Origin of the sequence: Flavobacterium sp. NRK F7 (assembly GCF_024054195.1) — a bacterium.
Lineage (GTDB): Bacteria > Bacteroidota > Bacteroidia > Flavobacteriales > Flavobacteriaceae > Flavobacterium.
Genome location: NZ_JAMXLB010000001.1, coordinates 1,392,294 through 1,412,440, shown reverse-complemented (window position 1 = coordinate 1,412,440; position 20,147 = coordinate 1,392,294). Strand labels below are relative to the sequence as shown.

The 20,147-nt window shown below is 32.6% G+C and carries 17 protein-coding genes and 1 pseudogene; 8 read left to right on the top strand and 10 right to left on the bottom strand.

Going from position 1 to position 20,147, the window contains the following annotated elements:
• Positions 1-20: 20 nt before the first annotated feature.
• Positions 21-428 carry a DUF983 domain-containing protein gene (locus NHF47_RS06045; RefSeq protein ID WP_252764084.1) on the top strand — a complete coding sequence of 136 codons (408 nt, stop codon included), beginning with the start codon at positions 21-23 and terminating at the stop codon, positions 426-428.
• On the opposite strand, the gene NHF47_RS06040 is transcribed toward NHF47_RS06045, so the two are convergent.
• From NHF47_RS06040 to topA, 7 genes and pseudogenes are all read right to left on the bottom strand, one after another.
• Positions 421-1,476, bottom strand: a complete 1,056-nt coding sequence (locus tag NHF47_RS06040) for an FAD-binding oxidoreductase (RefSeq protein ID WP_252764083.1) — start codon at positions 1,474-1,476, stop codon at positions 421-423. The genes NHF47_RS06045 and NHF47_RS06040 overlap by 8 nt on opposite strands.
• Positions 1,477-1,546: 70 nt before the next feature.
• A complete protein-coding gene (gene gldN, locus NHF47_RS06035; protein ID WP_140996994.1) occupies positions 1,547-2,434 on the bottom strand; it encodes a gliding motility protein GldN in 888 nt (295 codons plus the stop codon).
• A 44-nt stretch (positions 2,435-2,478) separates the two neighbouring features.
• A pseudogene (gene gldM, locus NHF47_RS06030) lies at positions 2,479-4,028 on the bottom strand (gliding motility protein GldM).
• Between the two features lie 53 nt (positions 4,029-4,081).
• Entirely contained in the window at positions 4,082-4,714 is a 633-nt protein-coding gene (gldL, locus tag NHF47_RS06025; protein WP_252764082.1) for a gliding motility protein GldL, read from the bottom strand.
• Positions 4,715-4,769: 55 nt separating this feature from the next.
• Positions 4,770-6,146 (bottom strand): gliding motility lipoprotein GldK, encoded by a 1,377-nt coding sequence (gene gldK / locus NHF47_RS06020; protein ID WP_252764081.1) that lies wholly within the window; start codon positions 6,144-6,146, stop codon positions 4,770-4,772.
• 147 nt (positions 6,147-6,293) lie between these two features.
• Positions 6,294-7,442, bottom strand: a complete 1,149-nt coding sequence (locus NHF47_RS06015) for a formimidoylglutamase (protein ID WP_252764080.1) — start codon at positions 7,440-7,442, stop codon at positions 6,294-6,296.
• Positions 7,443-7,448: 6 nt separating this feature from the next.
• Entirely contained in the window at positions 7,449-9,947 is a 2,499-nt protein-coding gene (topA, locus tag NHF47_RS06010; protein WP_252764079.1) for a type I DNA topoisomerase, read from the bottom strand.
• Positions 9,948-10,189: 242 nt separating this feature from the next.
• Here topA and miaB point away from each other — a divergent pair, with 242 nt between their 5' ends.
• The 7 genes from miaB (at position 10,190) to groL (ending at position 17,016) form a co-directional block, all read left to right on the top strand.
• A complete protein-coding gene (miaB, locus tag NHF47_RS06005) occupies positions 10,190-11,641 on the top strand; it encodes a tRNA (N6-isopentenyl adenosine(37)-C2)-methylthiotransferase MiaB (RefSeq protein ID WP_252764078.1) in 1,452 nt (483 codons plus the stop codon).
• Positions 11,642-11,741: 100 nt separating this feature from the next.
• Entirely contained in the window at positions 11,742-13,010 is a 1,269-nt protein-coding gene (locus NHF47_RS06000) for a sigma-54-dependent Fis family transcriptional regulator (RefSeq protein WP_252764077.1), read from the top strand.
• Positions 13,011-13,514: an LptE family protein gene (locus NHF47_RS05995; RefSeq protein WP_252764076.1), complete on the top strand. Its 504-nt coding sequence runs from the start codon at positions 13,011-13,013 to the stop codon at positions 13,512-13,514. It abuts the gene before it with no gap.
• 15 nt (positions 13,515-13,529) lie between these two features.
• Positions 13,530-14,564: a tetratricopeptide repeat protein gene (locus NHF47_RS05990; protein ID WP_252764075.1), complete on the top strand. Its 1,035-nt coding sequence runs from the start codon at positions 13,530-13,532 to the stop codon at positions 14,562-14,564.
• Positions 14,565-14,927, top strand: a complete 363-nt coding sequence (gene secG / locus NHF47_RS05985; protein WP_252766063.1) for a preprotein translocase subunit SecG — start codon at positions 14,565-14,567, stop codon at positions 14,925-14,927. It begins immediately after the preceding gene.
• A gap of 137 nt (positions 14,928-15,064) precedes the next feature.
• On the top strand, positions 15,065-15,340 hold the full coding sequence (groES, locus tag NHF47_RS05980) for a co-chaperone GroES (protein ID WP_252764074.1): 276 nt from the start codon (positions 15,065-15,067) through the stop codon (positions 15,338-15,340).
• A 44-nt stretch (positions 15,341-15,384) separates the two neighbouring features.
• Complete coding sequence (gene groL, locus NHF47_RS05975; protein ID WP_252764073.1) at positions 15,385-17,016, top strand: chaperonin GroEL; 1,632 nt, start codon at positions 15,385-15,387, stop codon at positions 17,014-17,016.
• Between the two features lie 55 nt (positions 17,017-17,071).
• On the opposite strand, the gene NHF47_RS05970 is transcribed toward groL, so the two are convergent.
• From NHF47_RS05970 to NHF47_RS05960, 3 genes are read right to left on the bottom strand one after another with little or no spacing between them, the layout of a single operon-like run.
• Positions 17,072-17,416: a heavy-metal-associated domain-containing protein gene (locus NHF47_RS05970; RefSeq protein ID WP_252764072.1), complete on the bottom strand. Its 345-nt coding sequence runs from the start codon at positions 17,414-17,416 to the stop codon at positions 17,072-17,074.
• A 20-nt stretch (positions 17,417-17,436) separates the two neighbouring features.
• On the bottom strand, positions 17,437-19,677 hold the full coding sequence (locus NHF47_RS05965) for a TonB-dependent receptor (protein ID WP_252764071.1): 2,241 nt from the start codon (positions 19,675-19,677) through the stop codon (positions 17,437-17,439).
• A gap of 59 nt (positions 19,678-19,736) precedes the next feature.
• Positions 19,737-20,141, bottom strand: a complete 405-nt coding sequence (locus NHF47_RS05960; protein WP_252764070.1) for a hypothetical protein — start codon at positions 20,139-20,141, stop codon at positions 19,737-19,739.
• Positions 20,142-20,147 lie beyond the last annotated feature (6 nt).

The following is a 20,147-nucleotide window of genomic DNA, read 5'->3' as shown; positions in this document are numbered from 1 at the left end:
TTTGTGTAAATATTTTGCAAATGTTAAAAAAAGGAACGAAAATAAATAGCATTTTAACAGGAAGTTGCCCTAAATGCCAAGAAGAAAGTATGTATGTAGATAAAAACCCATATCATTTACAACATATTTATCAAATGCATGAAAGATGTAGCCACTGCCATACTCGTTATAAAATTGAACCCTCCTTCTTTTATGGAGCTATGTATGTAAGCTATGCGGTAGGAATTGCTTTTGCAGTAGCCGCTTTTGTAATCACAAAAGTATTTTTGGATAGTAGTTTGATGAGTTCTTTTTATGCCATCATTGGAACACTAGTGGTTTTTATGCCATTTATCATGCGTGTTTCTAGAAACATATGGATTAATATGTTCATTCATTTTGACAAAAATTGGGAAGAGAAGGAGAAAATTAAAGAAGAAACTAAATAAGGTTTCTTTTTTTATAAATACGAATGATATCGATTTCTTTCTCTAAATTACCTCCCCATACCAGATGATTGAAAAGTTGGTTTGCCAAAAATGGAGCCAACATTACCCCTCTTGTTCCGAGTCCGTTTAAAACGTGAACATTTTTATAGTTGTAATGGGTGCCAACTAAAGGTCTTCTATCTTTAACGGTAGGTCTTACACCTGCAAAATGTTCGACTATTTTATAGTCACATGTAATTGTATCTTTCAGTTTTTCGATTAATTCATTTTTACCTATTTCTGTTGGCACATTGCTTTTATCATTCCAGTCATAAGTAGCACCAACTTTGTATAAGTTATTACCAATAGGAAGAATAAATATATTGGATTTTATAGTAACATCGATTTGTAGATTTGGAGCTTCTATAATTAGTAATTCACCTTTCGTACCATCTAATGGCAAGTCATTAAAATAAGGATTAGCATGTAAACCAAAACCTTCTGCGAAGATGATATTTTTATATTTCGCATCCTTGTAAGTAATAGAATCCTTTGTAATAACAACTTCATCATAATTAAAGCGATCAGAAATTAAGAGCTGAGATGCTTTTAGATAAGAACTATAAGAAGAAACCATTTTTTTAACATCTAGATAACCCGTATACAAAACTTCTCCGTAACCATAAGAAGCAATCACAGAAGGATATTTATCTTCTATAAGTTTGGTAGAAAGAAAATCTGACAAGCTAGGCTTATCTGCTGCAGTGAACCAATCATTTTGCTCTTCAACAGAAGCGAATCTTCTATAAATTGGTATCTTATAGTCAAATGTAGTTTGTAGCTTTTCTTCTAAATTTTGATAAAAAGTAAAAGCCAATTGCAATTGTTCTTTAGCTTTCCAAACTTCACTAAATCTTTTCAACACAACAGGATTATACAAGCCTCCTGCAATACGTGAAGAGGGTTGTGAATTGTCATCATAAACCACAAAGGATTTATTATGCTGTTTACACAATTCTGCAAAAGAAACACCAGCAATACCAGCACCAACTATTAAGAAATCTTTCATAAGGCAAAAATAAAAAAACTCTTATCAAATTAATGATAAGAGTTTATATTAAAATTGGAGAAATTTTATATTAATAATTCCACATATCTTGTTCAAAATTACGTAGCTTTTCTTTGATGCGTTCTGCTTCTAAAAGTTGCATTTGCGCATTCTCTTTCATGTAATCTTTAATCTGACGATCACCATAAACGTTTTCTTCTTGATAAATCACAGCGTTAAATCTTCTAGAGTTTAACAAGTGATCAAAAGAAAATGGCATCGCAGAGTTTTTGTTATTGAACGATTTAGCTTCGTGTAAAACGTCTCTAACAGCTGGGAAATAAACCCAAAATAATTCAACGTCCTCTGGTTCTTCACTATTCAATGTAAATACATCAGGAACCACTGGACAAATACCTAACATACGGTATTTCATTTCACCTTGACGTTTGTCAAAGTACCAGTAACCTACAGTCTTATAAGCATTTACGTGAAAAGCCTCAATTTCTGTTTTTACGATATATTCTTCAGGAATTGTTTCACCTGCATTGAAATATTCTCTACCAGCATCAGTAGTATCAATATAAACTAAAGAAGCTTCAATATCACTTAATGATTTCTTTTCAGTAAAATAGCTACTGTCGTAAACTTCAGTAATTTTACCATCCTTGATACCATTAATTAATACATTATAAAGTGGTTGTCTATCTGGACCTAAATCACCTTCAACAGGGAAGTATAATGGAAAATTAACTCTTTCATCAAGATCAATGTATTCCCAAACTCTTTTACCCATTAAAACGTCTCTGTCCATAACATAACCATAAGGTAATGGTTTGTCATTATCAGCCACTAATTCTGCTTCTGTTTTCTGACCAATTTGATCAGGTGTTTTTGCATTTAAAAGATTAGATTGAGCAAAAGTAAAAGTAGAACTTAAACCTAATGCAACAACTAACATAAAATTTCTCCAACTCATCTTTTCTATTTTTTAGTTTAATGAATAAACCTCTTGAAAACTTCTTATTTAATTTCGTAAGTACAAGGTGCAGTTTTCTTCATCATGATTGAACTACCTCTTAACCTTGTTTTAATTTCAGAAATGATAATTACATCACCTCTACCAGCTTTTTGAATAGCTCCTTTAGCTCTACTATCCATTCTGTTTCCAGAAACTACGATTGTAGGTTGACCAGGAACTTTAATATTGAATCCAGTTACATCAATTCCTAATTCAAAATCAAAATCTTCTAATTCAGCAGTAACTGTTGAAACTTCTAAACTTGATTTTGGACCAGATGCTGCCACCTCACCACGAATTTTACCTTGTGGACCAGGAATATCTTTGATACGGAAAGTCTTTTTGTCAGAAACATTTGAACCATCAGGCAATTTACCAGTTACGTTGATTACAACTTCTCTACCTTGACCTGGACTCATGTTGTATTTACCTACACCAGAACCTTTTGATAATCCAGCTGCAGAAGCATTTACTTTATCATCAGAGATACCAGCAAATGATATTGTCATAGGGTTAACAACACCTCTATATACCACATTCATTTTATCAGCTGAAATTGTAGCTGAGTTTGGTTTAGGAACAACTACATAATTTCCTTTAATATCAATATCAACTGGTTTACCATCTTCCATGAAAGTAAATTTACCTTCAATTTCATGCTCACCAACGTTACCAGCATTAAAACCTAAATTAACTTGACCATCAGTTACAGCTGTAGCTAAATCAATTTCTCCACCATTAACTACAACTTTTGTTGGAACTGTTGATTTGTCATAACGTCCTAAAACAACTTTACCTTTAAATTGCTCACCAGCAAAAAAAGCTGATTTTTCAGGTATAACGATAGCATTATAGTTTCTGAAAGAAGCAATTGTAGTTAAAGCATTTCCTAAGAAAGCATTGTAAATATCAGCTTCAATTGACTTAACATCATTTTGTAAAGCAGTCAATTTAGAAACAGTTGCAATAGCAGGAAAACCTTTAAAATGATAATCTAAATATTTCATTTTAACTTTTTCTCTGTTAGTAACATCTCCAGTAGAAAATTTTTGTTCCAAATTTTTAATAATTGGTTGATATTTTACATCATTACCAAACACTTTTTTCAAATCAGCTACATAAGCATTAAATTTCGCCTCAATTTCTTTTCCTTTAGGAGAATATCCGTCACCTTGAAACCATTCTTCATCAATGGTACTTTTATCCATTGCTTCATATGGTAATTTCCCATCCTCTTTTTCAAACTTAGACTCAACATCAGCTTTTAATGTTCCTAAATAAGCATAAAAAGATTTAGAAATCTTAGCAACCTCATCCGCTTTCTTTTTAGTAGCTGCGAATTGTTCTGGGCTATCATTTGCCTTAGTTTCTAAAGATGTTAATAAACCATTGTTACTATTATCTAAAGAAGCGTTAGCTGATTCAAACTTTTCGTTCATCAAACCAAAAGCCGTTAATACTTCTTTTGACATATTTAATGCCAACATTGCGAGAAAACCAAGTACATTAGGTTAATCATCTTCTGTCTAGGGGTTAATTTTCCTCCTGCCATGTCTTTTTAATTAGTTTTTTTTGATTAATAAATTAATTTAATGATAAAACTAATTATCCTCTATTGTTCATTGCAGAAAGCATACCTCCATAAACTGCATTTAATGATGCAATGTTAGAAGTCATAGACTGCATTTGTTCTTTTAATTTAGCTGCGTTATCAGCAATTTCTTTATTAGCTTCTGCATTTCTTGAAGCACTTTCTAATTGAACTTTATATAAACTGTTTAAAGCTTCCATTTGAGCAGCAGCTTGAGACATTTCCTCAGAATATTTCTTTTGTGAAGCTATAGAATCTACTGTTGGAGAAATACTTTTAGCAGCTCCTTCAAAGTTTCTAATACTACTTCCTAAGCTTTCCATTAAAGCTCCATCTATTCTAGCTTCTTTAAGCATATTATCTAATTTTTGAGATAATAAACCTTGAGCATCAGTTGGATTTTCCTTTTTCTTTTTGTCGCTAGCATCACCACCAGCTAATTCTGGATACACTAAAGACCAATCTAAGTCTTTTTCAGGTGCATCAAATGCAGATAAAGCGAAAATAGCAGCCTCTGTTAATAATCCTACGATTAACATTAAGTTTGCGCCTGGCCAGTGTTGTAACTTGAATAAAGCTCCAACGATTACTACTGCCGCTCCCATTCCGTAAAGGAAATTCATTACTGTTTTACTTAAAAATGCCATAATAAATAATTTTAGTTAGTTAAGTTTAATTTATAATTTAAAAATTGGTTAAATATTATTTAGGACTAGTTGCAGTTGCAGCAGTACCCATGTAATCTTGTACAGTTCTGAAACCAATATAGCTTCTTGCAGAATCTGCATACTCATAATCACGAGTAGAAACTTGTAAGAAGTAAGCTACATCTTTCCATGAACCACCACGAACAACTTTTCTTTGATTTTTGCGATCTGCAACGTTTGGATTCATTGTAGATACAAATTCATAAGCAGTTACATCATAAGCAGACTCAGTCCATTCTGAAACGTTACCCGCCATATTGTACAAGTTGAAATTGTTAGGCTCATACGACTTTGCTTCAACAGTATACAAAGCACCATCAGCAGCATAATCACCTCTATTTGGCTTGAAGTTAGCCATAAAACAACCTCTATCATTTTTAGCATAAGGACCTCCCCATGGGAAAGCTCCTGACTCTAGACCACCTCTAGCTGCATATTCCCACTCAGCTTCAGTTGGCAATCTAAAAGAGTTCACTTGATCTCTTCCTTTTTTCTTTTTAACGTATGAATTTTTATACAACGTTCTCCAAGCACAAAATGCTTTTGCTTGATTCCAAGTAACACCTACAACAGGATACTCAGCGTAAGCTTGATGCCAAAAATAATCATTATGCATTGGCTCATTATAAGAATAAGCAAAATCTTTAATCCAAACTGTTGTATCTGGATAGATTTCAATTGGAGGAACCTCTTTATACAAATCTTTACGACCTTTAACAGTTACCGCTTTATTCCAATCAACTTCTCTAAATCTAAATTTCAACTTAGAAACATCAATCGTTTTTAACCCATTATACGATTCTGATTCTGGAAGATACATAGAATCCATTACTTCAACGTAATATTCATCTGGATACTTCTGTGGATCATTGATTAATTTAGCTTTGCGATTTAATTTTCTACCAGCGTAGTTATCGTCCTCCGTACCAATACTGTAATAATTTTCATACATGTATTTGTCATAAGGAGACATTTCTTCTACGTTAGCATCTGCGAAAGCATAATCACCAATTCCTCCGTCAGAACCTTCTCCACCACCTTGACCTACTTCGTCTGCCAAGATTGCCAATCTAGTTCTAATTGTAGAATCTTTTACCCATTCCACAAATTGTCGATACTCTGCATTAGTAATTTCAGTCTCATCCATATAAAATGAACGAACTGTTACTGTCTTAGTAGGAGCATCTTGAATATTAGCTAAATCATCATCTGACTTACCAAGAATAAACGCCCCGCCTGGCACTAATGTCATTCCATAAGGCTTTTCTGGATGCCATTTTTTTCCTTTTACACCTACCAGTTCACCTCTATCGCCTTTACCACAACTGGCAAACAATGATAAGATTGCTGTAAATACAACTAACTTCTTCATATAAATTTGGGTTAAAATATAATTTCACTTTTAAGGGCGTAAACCTATTCAATAATTTTGAAAAAAACAATTTTTTTGAAGTATTTCTTAAAAAAATATTAAAATTAACACAAAAAAAATCGTTCAACTCCCTAAATCATCCTTGATTTACAACAAATTACGCCTATACGCCTTCCACCACCTACTTGGTATTTCTTGTTCACAAGCCGCCAAATAATCGTCGTGTGTGCATGGTAATAACGTATTTCTTTTCAATTTATTATTCTTATTATCTAAAAAAGGTATTTCTATCCACCATCTATCGGTTTTATTGCTTTTAAAAAAGATTAATTCTTCATCTTCTACCAAAACAATATATTTTAAATAGTTCTCTTTTGTGCCAAAAGGATACTCTTTGGAGCGGTAACTAAAACCCTCTATAAAATACCAAATCATTTGCGCAATCAAAATAGATTCTTTTTCAGATGGATTCCAATCAAAAACTCCAAAAGTTGACACTTTATCACTTATACCTGAATATCTTGCTAATGCACAAATTTCTTTACCATCAAAGCCATTGGGATTAAATTCTTTTTCATTACCAGAATAAGCAGACTGTACTGATTTCATATCTACACTTACTACATCTGCATCTCTAAAAACCGGCTCTGCAATCGCTATTTTATGAGACACTTCTCCTAAACGGTAGGCATCAAAATACAATTTCTCTATTAAATCTATTTCTTCTTGCGAATTGTAATAGGTTTGATAACCAATATTACTAAAATTAAACAAATTATTGGGTTCTTCCACAATTATCTTTGTTAAAAACGACCTATTGAACGCAACATTATCTTTTGCAAAATCAAATTGATTGTCAATAGTAACCAAATTAACCATTTGATCTAAATTATCATAGGCTCTATAAATGGGATAGGTCATATCATGACTACCACCTATAATAATAGGAATGACTTTTTTTCTTAACAGATCTTCGTTGATAGACTTAACCAAAAAATAAGTATCCTCTAAGGTTTCCCCAAACTGTATATTTCCTAAATCAACTAAAGAAACATTCCAATTTCCAGGAAACAAAGAGTAAAATTGTTTTCTAAAAAAGGTAAAGCTATTTACTTGATTTTCTTGACCACTCCCTCTATACTCATTTACACAAATTATCGCAACATCTACTCCTTCTAAATCTGGAAAGTCTTCAATGGTATGAAACGCTACTTTTTTACCTAAAGCATGGTTTGGCAACTGCTCTTTAAATGCAACAAAATCTTCACTAACAGGTTGTAAAAAATCGAAAACCATTTTCAATTATTTCTTTTTTGAAGTTGTTTTTTTTGCTGGAGTTTTTTTAGTTGCTTTTTTAGCAGGTGCTTTAGCTTCAATTAACTCTTTCACTTTTTCTAAAGTTAATTTAGCAGCATCAACATCTTTACTTAATTCAATTTTTAATTTCCCTTTTAATATAACAGAACGTCCCCATCTTGCTTTCTCAACTCGTATTCCTTCTTCTTCCCAATGATGAATTAGCTTCTCTTTTTCTTTTTGTAATTTATCTACTATAAGTTCTTTAACATCAGACTGTGACAAATGATCAAAATCATATTTTTTACTTACATTAATAAACATGTTATTCCATTTAATAAAAGGTCCAAAACGTCCCACTCCTTTTTGAACTGGCAATCCATCATAAGTCGCTATTGGAGCATCCGCTTGTTGTTTCTCTTGAATCAACTCTATTGCTCGATCTAGCGTAACGTCTAGAGGTTCTTCTCCTTTAGGTAGTGAAATAAAGGTTTTACCAAATCGAACATATGGACCAAATCGCCCATTATTTACTTCAACTTCTTCCCCTTCATATTTCCCTAAAGATTTTGGCAATAAAAATAAAGTAAGTGCTTCTTCAAGAGTAATAGTACCAATATTTTGTTCTGGTAACAAGCTTGCAAATTGCTTTTCTTCATCTTCTTGCTCTCCTATTTGTACCATTGGACCAAACTTACCTAAACGTACTGAAACTTGTCTTCCACTTTCTGGATGTTTACCTAAAATACGCTCTCCTGTTTCTCTTTCTGCATTTTTTTCAACATCAACCACATTGGGATGAAAATGCTTGTAGAAGTCATTCATCATTTTTACCCAATCTTCATTTCCAGAAGCAATTTCGTCAAAATCTTGCTCTACTTTTGCTGTAAAATTATAATCTAAAATGGTTTTAAAGTTAGAAACCAAGAAGTCATTAACGATAATACCGATATCTGTAGGAACCAATTTCCCTTTATCAGAACCTGTATTTTCTGTCAGCTCTTTCGAAATTACATTTCCTGCTTCTAAAACCAATTGATTGTATTTCCTTTCTTGTCCTTCAAAGGTACCTTTCTCAACATAATTACGATTGATGATGGTTGAAATGGTTGGTGCATAAGTTGAAGGTCTACCAATTCCAAGTTCTTCTAATTTTTTAACCAATGACGCTTCAGTGTAACGACTTGGCGGTCTAGAGAACCTTTCCGTAGCAGTAATATAATTATTTCGTAAATTTTCTTTTATTTTTAAAGCAGGCAACATTCCTTCTTGTTCTTCTTCATCCTCATCATGACCTTCTAAATACACTTTTAAAAAACCTTCAAATTTGATAACTTCTCCAGTTGCTGTAAAAATTTCACTATGATTGTTCGCTTCAATTTTTACATTTGTTCTTTCTAATTGTGCATCACTCATTTGAGAAGCCAATGTTCTCTTCCAAATTAAATCATACAACCTTGCTTGATCTCGATCCATATCAACAGTGTGTCGAGACATATCTGTAGGACGAATTGCTTCATGCGCTTCTTGTGCTCCTTTTGATTTTGTATTATAATTTCTTGGTTTACTATATTCAGCTCCATAGTAACTTACAATTTCAGCTTGTGCCGCTTGCATCGCCTCATTAGATAGATTTACACTATCTGTTCTCATATAGGTAATTAATCCTGCTTCATATAATCGTTGTGCAATTTGCATGGTTATTCCTACTGGAAGGTATAATTTCCTTGCAGCTTCTTGTTGTAACGTTGAAGTGGTAAACGGAGCGGCTGGAGATTTTTTAGTTGGTTTTGTTTCTAAATCAGCCACTTTATAAGAAGAACCAATATTTTTTTGAAGAAAATCTTCTGCTTCTTTTTTAGTGCTAAAATTTTTAGGCAATTTAGCTTTAAAAGTCTTTCCCGCTTCATTGGTAAACTCTGCATTTACAGAATAAGAAGCTTCAGAAGTAAAATTTTGAATTTCTCTTTCTTTTTCCACTATTAATCTAACCGAAACAGATTGAACTCTTCCTGCTGACAAGCCTCCTTTAACTTTCTTCCAAAGTACAGGAGATAATTCATAACCAACTAATCGGTCTAATACTCTTCTTGCTTGTTGCGCATTGACTAAATTATAATCAATTTTTCTTGGATTTTCAATTGCTTTCTGAATAGCCGTTTTAGTAATCTCATGAAAAACAATACGTTTCGTTTTGTTTTGATCCAACTTCAATTCTTCTGCTAAATGCCAAGCGATGGCTTCTCCTTCGCGGTCCTCATCGGAAGCCAACCAAACCATTTCTGCTGATTTTGACAAGTCCTTTAGTTTTTTAACCAAAGCTTTTTTATCACTAGAAACCTCATACTTTGGCTTAAAACCATTACTTACATCTACTCCAATTTCTTTAGAAGGCAAATCTGCAATGTGTCCAAAACTGGATTCCACTTGATACTCCTTTCCTAAAAATTTTTCGATCGTTTTTGCCTTTGCTGGGGACTCTACAATAACTAAATTCTTTGCCATTATCAATTTTATTTGGGACAAAAGTAGGAGTTTTTTTTAAATTTCAAGTTTTAATGATCTATTTAAAAAAAAATTAAATTTAAAATTTGTTCCAAAAACTACTTTAAAACTAAGACAAAAAGGAATTCGAAAACAAATCCAATTATATTTTTGTTAAAGTAAATATGACATCTTGTCAGAATTTATAATTTAGTATTATCTTTGCTGCTTGAAATTTGTATTGAAATTACAGAATATCTATTATGGAGAAGATAATTGAAGAAAACAAACAAGGCACAAGTCTGGTTTTAGAACAAAAAGAAGGAAATGCAAAAAAACTTTTTATAGAAAGTTATGGTTGTCAGATGAATTTTTCTGATAGTGAAATTGTAGCTTCAATATTAGTTAACCAAGGATACAATACCACTCAAAATCTAGAAGAAGCAGATTTAGTATTAGTAAACACATGCTCCATCCGAGATAAAGCGGAGCAAACCATCCGAAAGCGTTTAGAAAAATACAATGCGGTAAAGAAAATCAATCCTAGCATGAAAGTGGGGGTTCTTGGCTGTATGGCCGAACGCTTGAAAGATAAATTCCTTGAAGAAGAGAAAATTGTAGATATGGTTGTAGGACCAGATGCATATAAAGACATTCCAAACCTTCTAAAAGATGTAGAAGACGGTAGAGATGCCATTAATGTTATTTTATCCAAAGAAGAAACTTATGGAGATATTGCTCCTGTTCGATTGAACTCTAATGGAGTAACAGCATTTGTTTCTATCACTCGTGGATGCGACAACATGTGTACTTTTTGTGTGGTTCCATTTACTAGAGGACGTGAAAGAAGTAGAGAACCTCAAAGTATTTTAGATGAAATCCAAGATTTATGGAACAAAGGCTTTAAAGAAGTTACTTTATTAGGACAAAATGTAGACAGTTATTTATGGTATGGTGGTGGTTTGAAAAAAGATTTTGTAAAAGCTACAGAAATGCAAAAAGCAACTGCTGTAGATTTTGCTCAATTACTAGATCTATGTGCGACTCAATTTCCTAAAATGCGTTTTCGTTTTTCTACTTCCAACCCGCAAGACATGCATGTGGAAGTTATTGAAGTAATGGCAAAACATCATAATATTTGTAAATATATCCATTTACCAGTTCAATCTGGAAGTACGAGAATCTTAAAAGAAATGAATCGTCAACATACGCGTGAGGAATATATGGCGTTGATTGACAACATTAAAAGAATCATTCCAGATATTTCTTTATCTCAAGATATGATAACTGGTTTCCCGACAGAAACGGAAGAAGATCATCAAGATACACTTTCTTTAATGGAATATGTAAAATATGACTTTGGTTTTATGTTTGCTTATTCAGAAAGACCAGGAACAATGGCAGCTCGTAAAATGGAAGACGATGTAGCAGATGAAGTTAAAAAACGCAGACTTACCGAAATTGTAGATTTACAACAAGTACACGCTTTAGAAAAAACACAAAGATTTGTGGGTCAGACTGTAGAAGTTTTAGTTGAAAAAGACTCGAAACGTTCAAACGAACATTGGTCAGGCAGAAATTCTCAAAACACAGTAGTGGTTTTCCCAAAAGGAAATTACAAACCTGGTGATTTTGTTAATGTAAAAATTACAGATTGTACAGCAGCTACATTAATAGGAGAAGCTGTAGGTTATTCAGAAATAATGCAAGCTTAAAAATTGTTTAATATGGTTTAATATGGTTTAAAGTTGTTTCATTTAGAATCAAAACAACTTTAAAACTTTAAACTTTTAAACTTTTAAACAAAGAAAAAACATGGAAACAGTACAAGCCATAAAACAACGGTTTGAAATTATTGGTAACGATCCAAAACTCAATCGTTCCATTGAAAAAGCCATTCAAGTTGCTCCAACTGATATTTCGGTATTGGTTACAGGAGAAAGTGGTGTTGGTAAAGAAAGTATTCCAAAAATAATTCATTCTCTTTCACATAGAAAACACGGTAAATACATTGCCGTAAACTGTGGTGCTATTCCTGAAGGAACGATTGATAGCGAACTTTTCGGACATGAAAAAGGAGCTTTTACTGGTGCTACAGCCACTCGTGAAGGTTATTTTGAAGTGGCAGATGGTGGAACAATTTTTTTAGATGAAGTAGGTGAACTCCCTTTAACTACGCAAGTTCGTTTACTACGTGTTTTAGAAAATGGAGAATTTATCAAAGTAGGTTCTTCCCAAGTTCAAAAAACGAACGTAAGAATCGTGGCTGCTACTAATGTAAACATGTTTGATGCGATTGAAAAAGGAAAATTCAGAGAAGATTTATATTATAGATTGAGCACCGTTGAAATACAACTTCCTCCTTTACGTGACAGAAAAGAAGATATTCATATTCTATTTCGAAAGTTTTCATCTGATTTTGCACACAAATATAAAATGCCTCCTATAAAACTAACAGATGAAGCAGTTGCTTATTTAATTCGTTATAGATGGAGCGGAAATATTCGTCAATTAAGAAACATTGCCGAGCAAATATCGGTTTTGGAGACTAAAAGAGATATTAGCATTCAAACTTTACAACATTACTTACCTTCTGAAGGAAACAATTTACCATCCGTAATCAACAACAAAAAGAGCGAAAATGACTTTAGTAATGAAAGGGAAATCCTATACAAAGTCCTTTTTGATATGAAAGCGGATTTGAATGATTTGAAAAAGTTAACCTTAGAATTAATGCAAAATGGCACTACTAAAGTGCAAGAAGCAAATAAAAATTTAATCCAAAGGATTTATGGTCAAAATGACGAAAATGTTATCTTTGAAAAAGAAGCAAAATCAGAAATAATTCCAGTTCCAAATCAAATCACACAAGAACGTTTTGACGATCAAGATTTAGAAGATGATGAAAATTATCTTTTTGCGGAAACGGTGGAAGAAGAGGAAACCTTAAGTTTAGAAGCCAAAGAAATTGAATTAATCAAAAAATCATTGGAACGTAACAAAGGCAAAAGAAAAGCGGCTGCCGATGAATTGGGAATTTCTGAACGAACGTTATATAGAAAAATCAAACAATACGATTTATAAATGAAATCTTTTTTAAAAATAATAGTTTTCTTCTTATTTATTACGGTTAGTAGCTGTAAATATTATAATTTTACTGGAACAGCACCAATAGACGCTAAGACTTTCCAAGTCAATTATTTTCAAAATACAGCCGATTTAGTAGAGCCTGGTATTGAGAGAACCTTTACTTTGGCTTTACAGGAAATTATTCAGAATCAAACCAACTTGAATTTAGTTTCTCAAGGTGGAGAATTATTATACGAAGGGGAAATCACAGAGTATCGTATTACCCCTATGACAGCTACTGCCGATCAAAGAGCCGCTCAAAACCGATTGACCATTTCTGTCATGGTTCGTTTCTCTAATAAGAATAAAGAAGAGGATGATTTTGAAAAACGTTTCTCTTTTTATCATGATTATCCAGCTAACGAACAAATGACAGGTAGTCGTTTAACAACTGCTTTAGATGAAATTTTTACTCGAATAACGCAGGACGTTTTTAATGAATCGCTAGCCAAATGGTAAAATAACATTATACAATTGAATACAAACGACTTAACATATCTTTTAAACAAACCTCACGCCATTAATGACAAACAGACAATGGCCTTAGAAATTATATTACAACAATTTCCCTTTTTTCAAAGTGCAAGAGCCTTACATTTGAAAGGCTTATACAATCAAGAAAGTTTCAGATATAATTATGAATTAAAAAAAACTGCTGCGCACACACATGACAGAAGTATTCTTTTTGATTTTATTACTTCACAACAATTTGCTACACTTCAAAAAAATCATATAGAAAACAAAGAGGCGCTTATACACAACATTACGGTTACCGATAGTTTAGTATTAACTCCTATATATGAAGACACTGTAGAAAATATAGAACAAGAAGTAGAAAACACAGAGAAAATAAAAGAAGACATACTAAAACCTGTTGAAGAGAAAACAGAAGAACTATCACAACCATTAGAAGAGGAAACAATTCCTTATGAAACTGCATTAGAAATTGCAACAAAAGAAGCAGTTACAAATGAGAATGTAACTGAAAGTTTCATTGAAAAGAACATTGATACAAACGTAAATACTATTTCAGAAGAAAGTAATTCGGAAGAAAACATAACAGAAGATAGTACGATTTTAGAAGAAAAATTAGAGATTGGTAAACCGTTAGATTTCAATCAAAGTGAAAAGCACTCCTTTCAAGAATGGTTACAACTGACAAAATTTACACCAATAGAAAGAGAAATTGAAGAAAAAACAGTAGTCAAAGAGGATGAAAAAGAGGATGAAAAATTAAAAAAGATAGATATTATCGATCGCTTTATTGAGTTAAATCCAAAAATTTCACCTGTTAAAGAAATAGTCGCAACACCTTTAAATATAAGCAAAAGTATAGAAGAGCCCACCCATTTAATGACGGAAACTTTGGCCAAAATATACTTAGAACAAAAAAAATATCAGAAAGCAATACAAGCTTATGAAATTTTAATTTTGAAATATCCAGAAAAAAGTAGTTTCTTTGCAAACCGAATTAAAGATATAAAAGATTTACAACAAAATAATAATTAGATTATGGGATTCACAGGTTTTTTAATTGCAATAACAATCGTTTGCTTTTTATTAATTTTAGCTATCATGGTACAAAATCCTAAAGGTGGAGGTTTATCATCATCATTAGGTGGTTCTCAACAATTAGGTGGTGTACAAAAAACGACTGACTTTTTAGATAAAAGTACATGGACTTTAGGTGGAATTCTTATTGCACTTATTTTATTATCCTCTTTAGCTTTTAGTGGAAGCGGTACTAATGGATCTAAAGTTTTAGGTGATGAAGATGTAAATGTTCCAACACAAACTACGATTCCTACCACACCTCAAGCAACTCCAGTTGAAGCTCAAACTCCTGCAAAAACAGAAGAAACTTCTAAATAATATAGTAGATAAGATTATAAAAATGCCAGCCTGTCAGTGCTGGCATTTTTATTTCAGTAAAATTGGCACAAATTGATTTTGGCACAATTTCTGAAAAAAAAGTAGCAAACAAATACTAATTTAAAATTTTAAAAAATATGTCATTAAACATTAAACCAATTTCAGATCGCGTAGTGATTGAGCCAATGGCTGCAGAAACTACAACGGCATCAGGAATTATTATTCCAGATACTGCAAAAGAAAAACCTCAAAAAGGAATTGTTGTAGCTGTAGGTAATGGTAAAAAAGACCATACCATGACTGTTAAAACGGGTGATGTTGTACTTTACGGAAAGTATGCTGGCACAGAATTTAAATATGAAGGTAAAGATTACCTTATCATGAGAGAAGAAGAAATTTACGCAATTCTTTAATCAAAGGAAATTTTAAACTTTTAAAAACTAAAACAAAAAGAAAAATGGCAAAAGATATTAAATTTGATATTGAAGCACGCGATGGATTAAAGCGTGGTGTAGATGCATTAGCAAATGCAGTAAAAGTAACTTTAGGTCCAAAAGGAAGAAATGTAATTATTAGCAAATCATTTGGTGGTCCAACTGTAACTAAAGACGGGGTTTCTGTTGCAAAAGAAATTGAATTACAAGATCCATTAGAAAATATGGGTGCTCAAATGGTTAAAGAAGTAGCATCAAAAACAAATGACTTAGCTGGTGACGGAACCACTACCGCAACGGTTTTAGCTCAAGCTATTGTAAAAGAAGGACTGAAGAATGTTGCTTCTGGAGCGAATCCAATGGACTTAAAAAGAGGAATTGACAAAGCGGTTGAAACTATTGTTGAAGATTTAGGAAAGCAAACAGTGGCTGTAGGTGATTCATCTGAAAAAATCAAACAAGTCGCTTCCATTTCTGCTAATAACGACGAAACTATTGGTGAATTAATTGCTACTGCCTTTGGAAAAGTAGGAAAAGAAGGAGTAATAACAGTAGAAGAAGCGAAAGGTACAGATACCTATGTAGATGTAGTTGAAGGAATGCAATTTGATAGAGGTTATTTATCTCCATATTTTGTAACCAATGCTGATAAAATGATTGCTGAATTAGACAATCCTTACATTTTATTATATGATAAAAAGATTTCTAATTTACAAGAGTTATTACCTATTTTAGAACCTGTAGCACAATCTGGAAGACCTCTTGTTATCATTGCGGAAGATGTTGACGGACAAGCTTTAGCTACTTTAGTTGTAAACAAACTTAGAGGTGGTTTAAAAATTGCCGCTGTTAAAGCTCCAGGTTTTGGAGATAGAAGAAAAGCAATGCTAGAAGATATTGCTATCTTAACTGGCGGAACAGTAATTGCTGAAGAGAGCGGTTTTGCACTTGACAATGCTACTATTGACATGTTAGGTACAGCTGAAACAGTAACTATAGACAAAGACAATACAACCATTGTAAACGGTGCTGGTGATGCTGAAAACATTAAAGCAAGAGTAAACCAAATTAAAGCACAAATCGAGACTTCTACTTCTGATTACGATAAAGAGAAATTACAAGAACGTTTAGCTAAATTAGCTGGCGGAGTTGCAGTACTTTATGTTGGTGCTGCTTCAGAGGTTGAGATGAAAGAGAAAAAAGATCGTGTAGACGATGCACTTCATGCCACTAGAGCTGCTGTAGAAGAAGGAATTGTTGCGGGTGGTGGTGTTGCTTTAGTAAGAGCTAAATCTGTTTTAGCCAATCTGAAAGCAGAAAACGCAGATGAAGCAACAGGAATTCAAATTGTTAATAGAGCCATCGAAGCACCTTTGCGTACTATCGTTGAAAATGCAGGCGGTGAAGGTTCGGTAGTAATTGCAAAAGTTTTAGACGGTAAAGGTGATTTTGGTTACAATGCAAAAACAGGGGAATATGTTGAAATGCTAAAAGCAGGAATTATCGACCCTAAAAAAGTAACACGTGTTGCTTTAGAGAATGCAGCTTCTGTTGCGGGTATGATTCTTACTACAGAATGTGCCTTAATTGATATTAAAGAAAATGAACCAGCAGGACATAGCCATATGGGTGGTGGTATGCCAGGAATGATGTAATAAAATAATTTATATAACAAAAAAACCGATTAGAATTCTAATCGGTTTTTTTTATTTATTCTTTTCTTTCATACTGACAACAACCATGTAATTGATTGTAATCTTCGTCAGTTGCTTTCACTTTACCTGCATCATGACCTGCTTTTGCAACAGCCTTTTGCACATCTACAACCGAACATTTATTTTCATCTATGATTAAATGCAAATCTTTATGTTCAATATGCCAGTCTGCACTTTTTACACCTTTAACCGAAAAAGCCGCTTTTTCAATTCGTTTTTTACACATTTCACAATTGCCATTAACCGCAAATTCTACTTTTTTGTTTTTGTCTTTCTTTTCTTGAGAGAAGCTTGTTAATGCTAACAAACTTACCAATAAAAGCATTATTATTTTTTTCATTTTTTTTATTTTAAAGTTACTTATTTTATTTTAAATCGCAAACCTGCATAATACATTTGTCCAAAAACTGGGCCATAAATCATACTACTATCAAAATAGGTCCCAAAAGGGTTTGAAGCACTTACTATAGCATTGTCTTGCTTGTAATTACCAATATTCTCTCCTCCTACATATACTTCAAATACACTTGAAAAAGTTCTTGTAATTTGAGCATTAAATACTCCAAAAGCTGGAGCATAAGGAGACAATTTATATTCTGGTAAATTAGTTGTAGTATTTGGCAGTCTTTGCTCTCCTAACCAATTATAAGTGACATCATATTTCCATTGTTGCCCTTTTTCTTTAATATGCGTTTCAAAAGAAACATTGGTAAAAAAACGATGCTTCGCTTGTAAGGCACGCTGCAATTGCCCTGTTTTATATTGGGATTGTACGTCATAATATTTATAAGCGGTTTTTACACTAAAATGTTTGAAAGGTTCAATGGTAAACTCCGCTTGAAAGGAATTGGCAAAACTTTTTCCTTCTAAATTGTAAAACAAGACTTGTTGCGGGCTAAAATCTACATCTACTACAGCTTGATTATCAAAATCGGTTCTATAATAATCTAAAACCACTTCTGATTCTGCTCCAAATAATTTGAAAGACTGAATGAAACTTACGCCATAATTCCAAGCAATTTCAGGATTTAATCCATACAATTTTCCGTCATTGGAAAGAATTGAAAAATCCCTACTTGAAGCAAACAATTGCTGGTTTTCTGCAAAAATATTGGCTGCTCTTTTTCCTCTTCCAATAGAAGCTCTAACCACTGCCTCTTTCCAAGGATTATAGCGTAAATGCAATCGAGGCGTAATAAATGTTCCCAATCTATTATGATTATCTACTCGTGCTCCAGCAACCAAACTAAAATTGTCTAAATTATCATAAGTATATTCAAAAAAAGCACCTACCGAATTATCAATTCTTGAAAAATCTCGCACAAAATTTACTGCTACAGCTTCATCATAAGCATCATAGGAAAAATTCAGCCCTGTAGTAAATTTATTTTTGGTATTTGATATAATCGAATTGAATAACAAATTAGAATAATAACTTTTTTGATGAATTTTATATTGGTTCAAACCAAAATAAGAATCTTGTTGGTGTGATTGAAATGAATTTTGAAAACCAATACTTTGATACGGCATGTTTGGAAACACATAACCTGTTTTATTAGAAATTTCAACTTTCTCCGTATTGATTTCACTTCCCCAAGCATTGGTCGTAAATTTATCGCTATCTGGATTGAAGTCAACTTGACCCGATTGCTTTTCATCCTTCATGTAACGGATATTCAAAAAACTCACTATACCATTTTCAGCATCATTATATTGCCAACGGTTTAAAACATTAATCTGTTTTCCTATTGGATTATCTAAAAAACCATCATCATTCATATCGTTTTTAATTTGTCTCGTATTTCCATGTAAAAACAAAGTAGAACTCAATTTATCCGAATATTTCTGATTGAAATGAGCATTTAATTCATACCTTCCTCCCATTCCTGTATAAGCATTTAAGAAAAAAGGGATGTCGTTTACAGGCTTTAAAATCTCGTAATTAATTTGTCCAGAAATACTCTCGTAACCATTAATAACACTTCCAGCACCTTTAGTAATTTGAATGCTTTCCACCCAAGTTCCAGGCACAAAAGACAAACCGTAAGCTTGTGAAGCTCCACGTACCGAAGGAATATTTTCTTCTGCTATTAATATATAAGGACTCGTTAATCCTAACATTTTAATCTGTTTATTTCCTGTTACAGCATCGGAGAAGTTAACATCTATAGAAGGATTGGTGCTAAAACTTTCAGATATATTACAACAAGCTGCTTTTAGCAACTCTTTTTGACCCATGGTTTGCACATTAGTAACTTGATATTTAGAATGTTCCGTACTTTTTTTTGTTTTTGATACGGTAACTTCTTCTAAATTCGTAACTGCTTCTAATGAAATGGTTAAAAAATCTGTAGAAGTAATGGTTATTTTTTTGGTTTTGTAACCAATATAACTTACTACAAGGTTATCTGATTCATTTGATTTTTTGAGTGTAAAATTACCATCAATATCAGAAGTGGTTCCAGTAGCTGTGTTTTGCCAAAATACATTGGCACCTAAAAGAGGTTGGTTATTTTCATCTACAATTTTCCCTTTAATTTCTTCTTGTGCAGATAGAAATGAAGTGAAAAATAATAGCCATAACGCTATATTTTTATACATAACTTATTTTTAATGTTTTTGAAATTTTAAAAAATCTTAATTCGAAACAACATTAAAAATTAAGCGTAAAAAACAAGTTGACAATATAATTTATAAAAGGGAGGTGCGTTGGAATCGCAATAAAATTGAGACAGATTTGTTTTTACTTGTCTTTCACGAAATTGGAAAACAAAAGGATGCGTAATCGCTACAACAGGACAAGCAATATCAAACTGAAAACCAGAAACTAAAGTATGGTCGGTTTTCTTTTCAATTTCAACAATTTTATTCGAACAACAAGAAGCATGACTATCAACGGCTACGCAACACGATTTTTGATTTTCTACACAAGCCTCTTTAAATTGATAATCTATCGATATAAATGCCAATTCATCATGACAATAATGCAAATTAAAAGCCAATCCCAAATTTGAAAAAAGGAATATGACAGCTAATAACAAGGATGTACATTTTCTAAAAGGCATGGTGCA

Bases quoted from the DNA above. Each gene is read 5' to 3' on its own strand.
- NHF47_RS05970 (WP_252764072.1), bottom strand. From the start codon at position 17,416: ATGAAAAAAATAATAATGCTTTTATTGGTAAGTTTGTTAGCATTAACA.
- NHF47_RS05965 (WP_252764071.1), bottom strand. From the start codon at position 19,677: ATGTATAAAAATATAGCGTTATGGCTATTATTTTTCACTTCATTTCTA.
- miaB (WP_252764078.1), top strand. From the start codon at position 10,190: ATGGAGAAGATAATTGAAGAAAACAAACAAGGCACAAGTCTGGTTTTA.
- groES (WP_252764074.1), top strand. From the start codon at position 15,065: ATGTCATTAAACATTAAACCAATTTCAGATCGCGTAGTGATTGAGCCA.
- NHF47_RS06040 (WP_252764083.1), bottom strand. From the start codon at position 1,476: ATGAAAGATTTCTTAATAGTTGGTGCTGGTATTGCTGGTGTTTCTTTT.
- groL (WP_252764073.1), top strand. From the start codon at position 15,385: ATGGCAAAAGATATTAAATTTGATATTGAAGCACGCGATGGATTAAAG.
- NHF47_RS05960 (WP_252764070.1), bottom strand. From the start codon at position 20,141: ATGCCTTTTAGAAAATGTACATCCTTGTTATTAGCTGTCATATTCCTT.
- NHF47_RS06015 (WP_252764080.1), bottom strand. From the start codon at position 7,442: ATGGTTTTCGATTTTTTACAACCTGTTAGTGAAGATTTTGTTGCATTT.
- topA (WP_252764079.1), bottom strand. From the start codon at position 9,947: ATGGCAAAGAATTTAGTTATTGTAGAGTCCCCAGCAAAGGCAAAAACG.
- gldN (WP_140996994.1), bottom strand. From the start codon at position 2,434: ATGAGTTGGAGAAATTTTATGTTAGTTGTTGCATTAGGTTTAAGTTCT.
- gldL (WP_252764082.1), bottom strand. From the start codon at position 4,714: ATGGCATTTTTAAGTAAAACAGTAATGAATTTCCTTTACGGAATGGGA.
- NHF47_RS05995 (WP_252764076.1), top strand. From the start codon at position 13,011: ATGAAATCTTTTTTAAAAATAATAGTTTTCTTCTTATTTATTACGGTT.
- NHF47_RS06045 (WP_252764084.1), top strand. From the start codon at position 21: ATGTTAAAAAAAGGAACGAAAATAAATAGCATTTTAACAGGAAGTTGC.
- NHF47_RS06000 (WP_252764077.1), top strand. From the start codon at position 11,742: ATGGAAACAGTACAAGCCATAAAACAACGGTTTGAAATTATTGGTAAC.
- gldK (WP_252764081.1), bottom strand. From the start codon at position 6,146: ATGAAGAAGTTAGTTGTATTTACAGCAATCTTATCATTGTTTGCCAGT.